We start from the raw sequence: 13,094 nt of genomic DNA, 5'->3' as shown, positions 1-13,094 counted from the left end.
CTCATTTTTTTTGTAATTGCACAAATGAACCATCATCCATATTTGTAGAAAATAATGTTTCGGGAGTTAAATTCTTTTGAACCCAAATTGTTACGCCTTTCTTATATTTCTTAAAAAATTCAACCGGTTCTAAGTATGGAAGTGTCTGGTATCCAAATTTCGTTGGATTGGTGTTCACTATTCTTGAACCAGTTAATAAATTTCCTCTCCCATTAAAATAATGGTCTAACGAAAACCCATCAGCCTCTGGGTATATTGTGATTTGTATAAAAATTGGGTATAGTTCGTCAACACTAGTTAAAAACTTTCTATCGGTATCAGAAACAAAAACATCAGAGTAAATGCTCTTTTTATTGTTCCAATCTTGTGTATTCACTGCGATTGCTCTATGAAAAACCAGACTTCCCGATCCATTCTTAAAAGTGAATTTTTTATCGGATATATCCGCAAAACCATTATTTCCTGTAGTAAACGGAGTTACTAATTCCAAGTTAGATTTCTCAGTACCTACAGCGCGCAGCTCTGTTAAATCTGCGAACGAATTTGCCGATTTGCTAAGCACATTTTCCAAACGAAGGACAATCGCAGATACTTCCGCCCTGGTTGTCGTCTTTGTAAGTCCAAAGGTTCCATCGGTGTATCCTTTCATAAGGCCCGTCCCCATCACAATCGCAATGAATGGAGCCTTCGTCTGACTGATCTGACCTTGGAAGTATTCTTTCACTGGCAGAACGGTAGTCTTGGTATCTGTCCAAGCCTGCTTGTATTCTGTATCATTAGCTGCTAGTCCGGAGCTCAGCCATTTTGCCATCTCTTCCCTGGTCAAAGCCTTTCCAGGCTGAAATCCGTTAGGATAGTCAGCAGCCTTGATAAAACCCATACCTACCGCTGTATTTACCGCAGATTCTGCCCAGTGACCTTTCATATCCGAAAAATCAGCTGAACTCTGAACCCCTTCATAGTCAGCCACTCTTGCAATCAACGCTGCGAATTCAGCACGAGTAATATTGGCTTTAGGACGAAACGTACCATCTGAATAGCCTTTGAAATAACCTTTTTCCACCGCAGTATAAATGGATTGATTTGCCCAATAAGTAGAAGGAACATCCCTAAACTTACTGTTAGCTGCACTGACTGGCAGTGAGCTCCCTAATATACTAACGGAGACAAGGGCTCCCGCTAATAATGAGCTTATCAGCATTTTCATTCACACATCACTCCTGTTATGTATTGTTGTCTTCATACTCCAGCTGCGTATACTTGTTCCGATTTCTAACTATAAATAGTAGCTATAGTTCTAGTATTTTATCGGAAAACTGATATACATTTTTTATAAAAAAACCCATTTTTCTACTTGTCTACCGATATGCATTATTAATGCATCCATGTTCAAAATAACCCGCAGCTGCCGCTTCCTTAGACGTTGTAAATCGTTCCATCGGCACAAAAGCAAGATTACAGGTGCTTGGATAATAGTATTTAATCCCTGTCTCTGCATCAATTCCCCCTACGATAGGAGTCGTCTTAACCAGCCTTCCACCCGAAAATGCATAATTGTTATAATATCCGGTTCCAACCGGAATGCCTTGAATGAATGCCATCACTCCCACATCATCAATGGTGTTATACCATTCCTCTTGCGGAATAACCGGTAAAGTAAATTGATATGCGTAGCCATTGTGCAAAGCTTTCTCATTATGAATGTGGATGGCGTGCGCAATCCCATCCTGAATCTCACTGACAATCGTTTGTCTTCTTACTTGATCAAAAGCTTCAGCATCCTGTAGAAGTGGAATACTGATAAGAGCTCGTATTTCATCCAAATATCCTTCTACCCACTGGCCCGTCCTGTGCTCATATGCATATACATAGTCATCCAAAGTAAATCGGACCGTATTCCCCAGCTCGTCAGCATATATGTACATTTTTTTCTCAGTCCATAAATGTTCTTCTGCATTCTGGCCTTCCTGATTCGTGTAGGGAGCACTCTGATAGATGTAATAGCCGTCATAATCAATGACTAGCAGGGCCGGCAAATAGGTCAAGAAAGCTCTTTGTGCTGATAGATCCTCATCCAGACCAAAATTAATGGAGATCGTATGTATGAAGGTATCTAGCAGGAGATCTTTATCTACTCGTGTAAATTTGGATGAGGCATAGCTAGTTTCAAGCAAAGGATCTTCATTTAGATTCATCACGCTGCTTGCATCCTGAACCGCTGTCTGAACAGCCTGAGTATATTGCTGCTCCAGCCTAACAGCATCAGTTTCCTCCTTAATGCCCAAGCTATAGAACCAGAATACGGGAAAGAAAATGAGGACGAAGAGGATGGCATAATCAGTAATCCTCATTAATGACCATCCCTCCGTAATTCACATGAATCGAGCTTCCATTTCCATGATCCAGCAGTAACCATTCCTTGAATAGGTCAGCTGGCGTTCTGTTCGTATTCATACAAGTTACACGAAAAAAATCTCCTGCTGTAAGTTTGTATATTCTGGCTGGGTCATTCCTAGACAGCTCATTATCCGGAAACAAAACTCCCATGATCTGTTCATCGTAATAACCATCAAGCACTGCCTCGAACTTTCCTGTAAACGTCCCTTGATTCATAGGGTCTGTATATTCAGGAACGTACTTTTTATGCATATGCTCAAGCTTAACCTCAAACGTGTTCCCGGTAATCGCCAATTCTTCTTGGAACTGCTCGTACATGGTCGGCGTAATATACCCTTTCGTCCGCACGGCATCCACAAATTTGGTCACTGTGTTATATGTCGTCAGCCGGGACAGATCATCTTGTCTTCCAGCTGCTTCAACTGCCGGGTACACATAGAGAAGCAGAACGGCAAGCAGAGCTGCAAGTATTTTGGAGACACTGTTAATCACAAAGCATCTGCCGCCTTTCGATAATGAATTTGCTTGAGTTCGCCTGCAGGCCCTCTTATATATTCCACGCTATATTGATCTCCGGCATTCAGTTGAATGACCTCAGCCGGAATCTTCCCGTCAACATATAGCATAACGTTCTCCTGCGGAAACTGTATTGCGCTACGTACATAAGCACCGCTTACCTTGGGCCTTACCGCTTCTCCAAGAATGGTCCGTATCCGCCCATCCTGCTCTGATTGATGAATGTGTCTTGCTGAAGCCGCTGTTTCCATAGTGGATATAAGAGATACAGCAAGCACGCAAGCTCCAACCCAAGTCGTAACGGCCACAGCTATATGCAGCATCGTCCTCGTATGTTCTCCAAAGATCACGATCCCTTCTTTCTTCCTGTGATTAAACAACTCCAAATACTTGCTCTAATCAAATAATGCAGCTGCTTAGGACTGTACAAATAACAAGCCTCTCACTACGTTGGAGTTGTCCTTAACAACCGTTGCTTTAAATCTGCCGCTAGGATTAACATATTCGTTCAAACGCTCATTCAACGTGTCGTTTAATATTCCGCTAGTTCCGCCCTCCGGATTAACCACTTCCCCGTATCCATTATTCGTGTCGGAGTTGATATTTAGAGGATAGCCATACCATTGACCTTGTGGATTCTTACCTGTTTTAATATAGATACCAAATTGATCTTTACCTGCAAACTTGCGAAGCGCATTCGTCACTTGGGAACCGCTGATTGTTGTTCCGTCATACACTGTAAAAGCAGCCTGTGACAGCTCGGTCTGGATATCGGCAAAATTGTTCTGGGCCGTCTTCGTTGCTTCCTGAGCTGAAATAAACAGAATAACGACAATCGTGATCAGTGCAATGGTAAGAAAAATACCTGCAGCTACTTTAAGAGCAGATGATGCATTTTGCATGGTAATACCTCCGATATAATTTAATTTAATTTAATGAGTTATGAAATTGATTCAGGATTGAGACTTCAGCTCAAATCTTCTGTATTTGCTCATAGTAGATATTCATTTGTGCAAAGCTTACCGTGATAAGCGGTATGACCAGATATAGAAAAATGAGCGAGTACATCGGCGTAAACCCGATCATTTTTCCCCACTCCGCTTTCTTGTCGATCATTTGTGCATACTCTTGCCTTCGCTGTTCGAAATAAAAGGACATCTGCCCTTCCAGATCATCAAAAGCTTCCTTGATCGTAATTGAACCAAGAGACAGTATGAGCTTATCTATCATTCGTTGAAATTCAGGCAAAGTCACTTCTTCTTTAAGCAGTTCAAGTGCTGTTTCTGGTCCGTGCTCAAAATGAAGCAGGCATTTTTGAAGCGGTGTTTTGAATATGACGGCAAAACGGTTCAGCCACTCCAATATTTCTTCTACCGACATTCGATCCATCTCTCTTAGAATAGAAATGACGGTCTGATATTGATATATTTCATGCTTCATATCCATACTTCGAACTTTTCGCTGCATGTATAAGAGCAGTAACGGAAGTTGGAATCCTACATACCCTAAGCCAAAACAGAGAACCAGTTCCCACCACTTGAAAAATTCGTTATTCCATGCTTGGAGCTTGTCTATAATACGAGGTACGGCAGTGAGTACTGTTTCGCGATCCTGCTCCTTCTCAGAATTTGAAAGCAGTGAACGCTCAACTTCTTCATAGGAGCTGTCAGCATCCATATTCAGATCACGCATCACCTTCTCATCAAGCTCACTCCATGCGCGTGCTTCATCGAGCTCATGATCAGGCAGCTTTCCAAAGATTGTCGTTTGGGTCACCGGCTTGGTCAGAATGTGCTGCTTCTCAACATGATGCAAGTACAGAACACTTCCTAATGCTACAAAAAAGCAAATGCTGGAACATATAAGCCGCCGTACAACAAACCACTCTACTTTCAAATGCGTACTGGTTTCGCGGAGCAGCTTGACCATCGAATGATATCGTTTCGTAGCTGGCTGGGGAACAAAGCTTGAAACTAATAGTCGAATCCATTTCCAGCGATATATCTGTTTTTCGACGATTCTTTTTTGCTGAGTGACCCGAAATGCTGTCTCCTGATTACGCTGCAGCTGCTGAAGCATGAGATAACAACCAATAATGATGACGTAAATAGATAATAGAATGACGAACCCCATCTTGCTGTCATAGAATTCATTCATGGTCGGGAAGCTGCTTCTGGCCCAATTTTCGATCGGCTTTGTAAAAAAGACCGGAACTAGACTTATCATATTTAGTCCTTTTAACAGATAATCAAGCTTATCCAGCCGCAAAATCTCAAGATGGATCTCTTGAGTCAAACTACTGATCCCTGTTAAATATATAGAGCTCTGATCCGCATGCTGATCACCGAATTCCATGACCATATATGAAATTCCGGCAAAAGCTTTCAAGAAGCGATTGGGAGCTGTTTCATAATAACGCTCAAGCGCTTCATCCGGGTTAACAGAGGTTAATGCCGCATAGATATGCATCGCATGCCGGGCAGCTTCTCCATTCATGAATTCTGCAGCTTCATATAGCGCTTCTTCAACCATGCCGTGCTGATGATACCTGTGACGCACATCTGCGAACAATTCAATCATTTCAGACAAGAGCTTCCTCTCTTGCCTTGCTACCGTCATATCTAAGAACAAGCTGTTAATGATAACTCCAACAAGGCAGGACAATACCAGAAAGCTGATGCCTGGCTGTAGGGAGAACAAGATGCCTCCTACTGTAAGAAATGAGATCCATATTGTCCATGTAAGCTTCATCGTCTGACACCGAAGCAAATACTCGCTCATCCCCTGCTGATAGCTTAATTTCTTCCTCACCAGCAGAATATACCCCGATAGCACAGGAATCTTGATGCATACCAAATAAGATTTAGTGAATAAAACATTAAAGAATACGGTTAGCTGCGCAGATGTACTTGTTGTATTGGAATTGTATGGAATCGATACTGTTCGCTGTTCTTGCTGACGCTTGGCACGAGAAATCAATCCGATCACAGCCAAAAAGGCGGCTAGAGAGATAAACAAGAGAATTAGCAGCCATTCCTTAAGAGACATGAGCTTCACCTCGGTGTGTCAGAAGCCAGCGTTCAAAGGATTCAGCATCTTTCTTGTTCATGTGCGAGAGCATTTCTGCTCTGTTAGCCTCAGATATATCCGATGTGATGAAATATCTTCCTGCTCTATACTCAACAATATTCTTATATGTAAAAGTGGGATGCCCCGAACGCAAATGTCCGGGAACAAGCACACATTCTGTGATCCGCTCGATATATCTTTTACCGTCTCCGTCCTTTCTCAGATGAATATCAAAATTGATAACACTTGCTACCTGTTCCTCGGCTATGGGCTCCTGGCTGAACATTCCGGCCTTTAATAGTGAGTTTCTTAAGGAGAAGATAAGGTCAGGGAATGTCTTGGCATGGTGAGTAAAGATCGTAAACAAGCTGGCAACCTGAGACATCTGTATCATCCATGCAGCAACCTCGTCGCTCGCAACTTCCCCAAGAATATTGACCGTTCCATCCGTCTTCTTCTGAAGGTCAAGACCTTCTTGCCCGGGAATATAATCCGTTTCCCTGAAGGTTAATATGTTGCGCCTGCTGTATAGTTTTCTTAGATGCAATTCAAAGGCCATCTCTTGTACACGAAGCGTGTGATAAGGATAGATATGCTTGATCATCGCCATTAATAATGTTGTTTTACCTGATCCTTGTGCTCCAGTAACGGCGGTAATTCGGCTACCCTTCATGAGATACTCGATGAATTCAATAACCGGTTCTGCATTTTCACCTACGATCAATTTAGATAGAGTTGTATTCTGCAGATCAAATTTACGGACAAAGAATGCCCAAGACTCGGAAAATGGCGGACGAACAACGACTACCCTTGAGCCGTCCTTCATCTCGTTTACTTTGTAGCCTTTTGATTCCGACAACTGTCCCGGATGATTATATTTATAAATATTTTGGCAGACCCTTCTCAGTTCCCGTTCTGTTCCAAAAGACAGAAAAGATAGATGGATAGATTTGCCTTTGTAAAATATCCAGACACTCTCAATGGACTTTAAAGGATCAGGATCTACATCTTCAACATCCGTTGTTATCGGAATATTTATATGGAATCCATCTGTGTTTAACGACGGCAGATCTGTACTCAGCATCCCGCTTACTCCTCCACTTACGCCGTCAATCCGTTGGTCGCGAATTTCGTCAACTACAGAAAATCCCTTATACTGCTGATAAATACGCTGAACGACAATATTCAGCTTATCGGTAAAAGAGAGTTCCCTGTACTCACTTGTGAAGATGTGTCTTATATCTTCATCTGTTATCGCGTAACAGCCTGCGGTTTCCTCCTGATCCCATCTCAGTTCAGCCAAATCATATGTATCAATCAGGGTAGAAAGTGCCTCGGTTCCAAATTGCTGTTTATACAAATAAAATACGATTTCGAACTGATCCTGAACGGTTAAGTTTAGAGTGAGATCAAAAGGGATCGCTTCATTGATATTCTTCTCGTTTAGTCCGTAGCTGTGAAGCAATAGATCCTTAATTAAATTTTTGACAAATGCTTTATCACTGACACTTCCGGAAATACACTCCTTGAGTGCGCGTCTCATCTCAGCCCGCTGATTTAATTTCCGCTTGTATTCCTCTTCATGCAGTCCTGCATCTGCAAGCTGGCTATGACTGAGTTCATGGAGCGACTGCTTGATATACTCTGTCAAATATTCGATTGTACTTGCTTCATGACGAGCTCCTAGCATTATTCCAGAATAAGCCTTGTTTCTCGTTCTGATTCGTAACATGATGAGTATCATACATATGCAGACCAGGCTAATAAGAAGAGCATTAACTACTGCCTCTCCTCGCATTTATGCTCCCCTCTCCAGCTGCTTCAAGATGGTGCGTAACCCCGCATTGTCCATAATGCATTTGGCCAGCTCTCTAATGCTCGAGGCATGCTCTCCTCGTTGACCGTTTTTCTTGTCTAAATTCATGTTCTGCTGCAAGTAGGAAGGTACATCACGCCGATTCCAGGCATCCTTGAATTCAGTGCAGTAAGGTACAGCAACTACGGGATGTTTGTAATTAAAGCGTCGCTTAATATTATTGACGGTACAATGGGAATCGGCGTCGTATTGTCCAACCGTAACAATAACTTTTTTGCTCTCCAGCTGTTCTTTTAATTCTGTATCTCCAAAATAGTTTTCCAGCACTCTCAAATTTTGATCCAGGTTAACTACGACCACATCCGCATCCTTCATCATATCTCGCTCCATTCTGTCTCTATTTCCAGCATCCAGCATCACAAGATCGTAGACCTCACTTGCCGTTTTTAATACAGAAGGTATATATTTTGCATATTCTTCATTTACATCTAAACTGCTCTGCACTCTGGCTCCCGGCAGCAAATCCAGCTGTCTTGACAAAGGCACTGTATAATCTCTGAACTTGTCTCTCGTAAGGTTGCCGCTTAAATGAAGTCGTAGAAGCGCGTCCCACCCGGTGATTGTAAATATGTTAGTCATATGGTCCATGCTTTCCTCTCTAACCGGCAGTGCTGCTTCTATACTGTCTCCGTTCTTATTCATATGCATGGACAACACACGTACATGGTGGGTAAGCGTAATCATCAGCGCAGACAAAATAAGGTGAGAAGATGTACCTCTTCCGTTTACCGGGCTCCAAAATACAACAGTACTCATGCTCTCTTCCTCTCTCTCGATTGTATTGCCCGCCTCGTTTCGGCAGGCTCAAAGCCAGCAATCATTTCCATTAGCTCGGCAAGTGACTTCTTGTAATGTCTAGAGTAATGCTTAAAGCTTCGTCTTCGATGATGCTCGTTCTCGAGTCGGACAGCCGTATCCAGTTCATCTGAGCGAATCCATACCGGGCTGCCCTGAAATTCAATCGGACTGTCCTCATAATAAGACCAGATATACGGCTCGATATGCGTTTCTACCGCATCTATATACAGCTTGTAGAACGGCGGTAGATGATTCACAGACAGCTGGCTGCATAGTTCTTCGATCCATGCTTTGCCGCGCTCGAGAGTCATACGCGAATAATCCGTGGCCCACACTCTTGCAGAAGCGGATAACCATTGATCCATATTTATGAACTCCTTAAGCTCTATGTCAAAGATCGCAAAGTCATAGAAGACATCTTCATTCATCTCAAATAAGGCCTGCTCTACCTCGTTAAATTGCCGATATCCAATTGCTACATCAAAGCCTTCGTACTCTATGACAGCTGGGGCTGAATGACCTTCCTCAATACAATATCGATATCGCCCATCTGCAGTGCCATCGACTAAGATGACCCGAAACCCGCTGACAGACAAAATTTTGCTCAAATTTAACAGCAGATCGGTTTTGTTGCACGGCCCGGCAAATACATAGCTTTTCACTCGGTTCCCCCTTCTAGTCCTATACCTGTATTCGAATCCTTCCATATGGTCTCCTCATCATTTGATGAATTTAGTAAACTATTGCCACTGTCTGCTTGCTCGCCCAAGGCATTGTTCCAGGTCGGAGTTCTGTTGTCATTCGTACGAGCAAGCCCTTCCTCAATGGATTCAGACACCATGTAGTTTGATGAGGAAGGCTCACTTAATGCCCTTTCCAAGGAACTGCGCAGCTGAGTAGAAAGTGCTTGTTCGGCTAGATCTACGATATTGGGATTGGATTCAATCAGGGTCAGCACTTCCTCATTGGCCGGGTAGGTTGGAATTGCACGATTTTGAAATTCAGGTTCTACGTATGTAAGAGAATATAGTGAGGCTTTATGAAGATAGGCATCTACCATTGCACTGGATAAGGTGAGTATCTCTGCTTCGGTTAATGTCATCCACATGGTTGCCCCATCTAGATCGTGAACCTTCTTCTTGGATAATACGATGTAATCCTGTCCTGTCGGGAACTGAATCCGGACATCGATCATATCTCCTGAATTCAATAGTGAGGGTCGTGATATAACGGAAATCTCACGATTCCGTAAATCATCCGGTGTCGGCTCCTCCTCATATAGCATTGCGGCAGTAAGCGAAGTTCCGGCTTTTAGCTCAATCTTCGTCACACTTCCTGCAATCTCGTCTAACTCACTTATCAAATTGACAGGAGCTTGTCCTTGCGGTACCTTCACCGCTCTTACATCTGTATCTTTGATTAAAGTACCTGCTGGGATATCGTGTACTATTACATAGCCTGTCTTGCTATCCTTCTGTTCGGATACGAGCTGCTTTTTTATCTCCAGAAGCTCCAGCTCATGCCTCGACTCAAGTGAATCTGCAGAGTCCTTGTCCATTTTCCAGTCGTACAACAGCAATCCGCTAAACAAAATACTTGCTGCTCCGGCCCCGATTAATCCGGCAACTATTTTTTTCTTGCTCTGTTTACGAAGTTTAGACACTCATGGGTCTCCTTTACTGAACTCTTCTTGTGCTTATTTGAATAGAAACCTTCTTCTCTTGCTAATGGGTTTAATCGTGTTTAACAATTCATGCAATACTACATCCATATCCTCAGTACGGTCAAAAGGATCAAAATGTGGGGGAACACTGTATACTCTTGCTGAATTCATCCTTTTTCTCATTCTGTTCACTGTTTCCTTCGAGGCGAGCGGCAGCAGATAAGTCCATTTCATTTTCGGCTGATTAGGATACGATTGCATAAACGTTGCCATGTCGTCCTGCTTCCATTCGGCAGCAGCATTTACGACGATAGGCAGATCACTTCTAAAGAACTCTTCCATCTGACTGTAGTCCCTCTCGCTCCCCAGATCTAGAACGACATATTGATAGCTGCCTCCCAGCAGCTCAACCATCTCGTATTTGTTGCTTCTCTGAACGTAATGAACCCCTTCAATATCGAAGCTCTTTGCCTGATTCTCCTCAGAATCACGGTAAGCAATCGACTTTATCCTGGAAAAAGCAACAGACCGCTTCGACATTTCGACGATCGCCACCTTAGATCCAAGTCTGGCTAAATAATGGCTAATCGCAATTGCAGTATGGGTTACACCTGCTCCAGCTCCTGTACCGACGAGAGCGATAACTCGAGTTCCTTGCATCATCCCATCAGACGCTCTTGTCTCATTCCTACGCTCATAGTGTTCAGATAATCTGTACATTTCTTCTCTAAGCTCTTTAATCGATTGATATCTGGTCTGTGGTTCATACCTTAGCAGCCGTCTCATAACGGGTATATATTTTCGAATGCTATCGTTTCTAAGCAGCTGCTCTACCCCAGAGATCCATTCACTATGTGCACCTCTTGTGGTCATGTACAAAAACAATGCTCCCAGGCTGTACAAATCGGACCTGGCATCTGTCTGACCCGCACCAAACTGTTCAGGAGCTGCGAATCCGATAGTTCCCAGCTTGACCGTATCTTCAATACCAGAAAGCTTATACTTTCTCGCGATTCCAAAATCAATCAATCTAATCTCATCCTGCTCGACAATCATTATATTGCTGGGCTTCAAATCACGATAGATCATCGGTGGTGTAAGCCCATGTAAATAATCTAACACCTCCATAATCTGATGAATGATTCTGATCAGCGTGTCCACCGGTATCTGAAATTGCTTGTTATGTAGATATTCCTGAAGCGTTATTCCATCAATGAAGTCCATAACCAAATAACTGTATCCAGCCTCATCCGGTGCAAAAAAATCTACAATTTGCGGAAGTCTGGGATGCTGCAATGTAATCAAAGTCTCTGCTTCTGACACGATACTCCCATGGAATTCCGGGAGGGTCACATTTTCTTTGATGGCCCATTTCTTGCCGGGCAGCTTCAGATCCTCAGCTAAATAAACATGGCTCATACCGCCGGTTCCAATTTTTCGGATCACTCGATATCTCCCTCCGAGGACAGAACCTCGTTCTAAACGGAAAGGTTGCTTCATCAAAAACCCCCTAACAGGCACAAAAAAAGGAAAGCCCCTATAGCGATCTGCAGTATCCTGCTGATCCTTCGCTATAGGGATGCTTTCCCATTTCCGTGCTGGTTAATTTTGGATTAATTATATGACATAGACAGGGATATGTAAAGTGTTTTTTTGCTTTATATAGCAAAAGAGGATCACGGCTATATTAGTCGGACCCTCTATATAAGATAATGCATCTTAGTACTTAATCATGTAAAGTGTGATTTCATCACGGTTATGAAACAGCTGCTTGGCTCTCTGCACCTGCATTCGAGAATCCTCGAACACTTCGATGACTTCCCGTATTAGGGCCATCGGTTTCTTATGCATAAGTTTAACGGTTACGACCGCCGTTCCACCTGATTGAAGACTATCCAGTAAGCCTGTAACCAGTCTGGCCATAAGTTTCGGACTCCAGCTCATATCACAAACGAGCAGATCAAACTCGTTATCTCTGAATTTGACGTCACCCGCATTCTTGGAGATATAGTTCAGATTCGGATGATCTAGCAGGGAGGGATTCATCTTTGCCGGATCGACCGCCGTGACATGAAGGCCTCTTTCCAGAAGAAATGAAGTCCAGCCTCCCGGAGCTGCGCCGATATCGAGTGCGCTATGAAATGACGAGAAGGGAATGCCAAGCGTTTTTTCCGCCTCCAACAACTTGAACTTCGCTCTTGAGATTTGTCCCTCTTCCTTCTGAAAACGAACTGCGCCTCCATTCCAGTCAGACAGGTTATCCTGCGGAGCAGAAATACCAGCATATAGACGATCTCCTGTTAGATAAACAGATACAACCCTGTCGGCATCTTGAACCGCATGCTCTGCATGCAAACCTTCAATGCCAGCAAGAATATGCTGCTTTAATGCACCCGAGGTTTCCGTCCATGCGCTATCTTCGGTCTTACGAACTTGCAAGGCAAAAGTCCCTTCTTGAAGGTCAGAATGCCCCAGCAAATAGCGATACAGCTGCGAGAATGACGCCTCTAGATCCTCAACATTCTCTTCAAACTGAACAGGAAACACATGTCTCAAAAATATGAGCGGCTCCCTCATGAGCAATTCGCTGACTGCTGCCTGCTCCCGTGGAAGGGTCGCCAGGAAGACTTCACTCGATACAATGACCGAGCTTTTTACACTGCCGAATACTCTTCGCAGCTCCTCTTGTGCATATGGGGCAAACCCATGATTTGCGGTACAAATGAATCTTGCAGAATGTGCCTCTGCGTATTGTTCTTGATTCGTCAAAATATG

General features: G+C 43.3%; 12 protein-coding genes. All 12 read right to left on the bottom strand.

Going from position 1 to position 13,094, the window contains the following annotated elements:
- Position 1 precedes the first annotated feature (1 nt).
- A complete protein-coding gene (locus ACFQ3J_RS03385) occupies positions 2–1,207 on the bottom strand; it encodes an S-layer homology domain-containing protein (RefSeq protein WP_251581159.1) in 1,206 nt (401 codons plus the stop codon).
- Between the two features lie 151 nt (positions 1,208–1,358).
- A complete protein-coding gene (locus tag ACFQ3J_RS03380; protein WP_251581158.1) occupies positions 1,359–2,351 on the bottom strand; it encodes a hypothetical protein in 993 nt (330 codons plus the stop codon).
- A complete protein-coding gene (locus ACFQ3J_RS03375; protein WP_251581157.1) occupies positions 2,338–2,889 on the bottom strand; it encodes a hypothetical protein in 552 nt (183 codons plus the stop codon). The genes ACFQ3J_RS03380 and ACFQ3J_RS03375 overlap by 14 nt, the downstream gene beginning before the upstream one ends.
- Positions 2,886–3,263, bottom strand: a complete 378-nt coding sequence (locus tag ACFQ3J_RS03370; RefSeq protein ID WP_251581156.1) for a hypothetical protein — start codon at positions 3,261–3,263, stop codon at positions 2,886–2,888. The genes ACFQ3J_RS03375 and ACFQ3J_RS03370 overlap by 4 nt, the downstream gene beginning before the upstream one ends.
- Before the next feature lie 66 nt (positions 3,264–3,329).
- On the bottom strand, positions 3,330–3,815 hold the full coding sequence (locus ACFQ3J_RS03365) for an ABC transporter permease (protein ID WP_251581155.1): 486 nt from the start codon (positions 3,813–3,815) through the stop codon (positions 3,330–3,332).
- Between the two features lie 70 nt (positions 3,816–3,885).
- The gene (locus ACFQ3J_RS03360) at positions 3,886–5,961 is read right to left on the bottom strand and encodes a hypothetical protein (RefSeq protein ID WP_251581154.1); all 2,076 of its coding nucleotides are present in this window, start codon (positions 5,959–5,961) and stop codon (positions 3,886–3,888) included.
- Positions 5,951–7,780 carry an ATPase, T2SS/T4P/T4SS family gene (locus tag ACFQ3J_RS03355; RefSeq protein WP_251581153.1) on the bottom strand — a complete coding sequence of 610 codons (1,830 nt, stop codon included), beginning with the start codon at positions 7,778–7,780 and terminating at the stop codon, positions 5,951–5,953. The genes ACFQ3J_RS03360 and ACFQ3J_RS03355 overlap by 11 nt, the downstream gene beginning before the upstream one ends.
- Positions 7,781–8,614 carry a hypothetical protein gene (locus ACFQ3J_RS03350; protein WP_251581151.1) on the bottom strand — a complete coding sequence of 278 codons (834 nt, stop codon included), beginning with the start codon at positions 8,612–8,614 and terminating at the stop codon, positions 7,781–7,783.
- On the bottom strand, positions 8,611–9,318 hold the full coding sequence (locus ACFQ3J_RS03345; protein ID WP_251581149.1) for a hypothetical protein: 708 nt from the start codon (positions 9,316–9,318) through the stop codon (positions 8,611–8,613). Before ACFQ3J_RS03345 ends, ACFQ3J_RS03350 begins: the two co-directional genes overlap by 4 nt.
- On the bottom strand, positions 9,315–10,319 hold the full coding sequence (locus ACFQ3J_RS03340; protein WP_251581147.1) for an SAF domain-containing protein: 1,005 nt from the start codon (positions 10,317–10,319) through the stop codon (positions 9,315–9,317). Before ACFQ3J_RS03340 ends, ACFQ3J_RS03345 begins: the two co-directional genes overlap by 4 nt.
- 33 nt (positions 10,320–10,352) lie before the next feature.
- Complete coding sequence (locus tag ACFQ3J_RS03335) at positions 10,353–11,819, bottom strand: serine/threonine protein kinase (RefSeq protein WP_251581145.1); 1,467 nt, start codon at positions 11,817–11,819, stop codon at positions 10,353–10,355.
- A gap of 219 nt (positions 11,820–12,038) precedes the next feature.
- Positions 12,039–13,091 carry an SAM-dependent methyltransferase gene (locus ACFQ3J_RS03330; RefSeq protein WP_251581665.1) on the bottom strand — a complete coding sequence of 351 codons (1,053 nt, stop codon included), beginning with the start codon at positions 13,089–13,091 and terminating at the stop codon, positions 12,039–12,041.
- Positions 13,092–13,094: the final 3 nt, after the last annotated feature.

It is taken from the genome of Paenibacillus provencensis (genome assembly GCF_042678545.1).
Taxonomy (GTDB): Bacteria; Bacillota; Bacilli; order Paenibacillales; family Paenibacillaceae; genus Paenibacillus; species Paenibacillus provencensis.
Note: the sequence above shows the minus strand (reverse complement) of the source record. Positions and strands in the feature narration are given on the sequence as shown.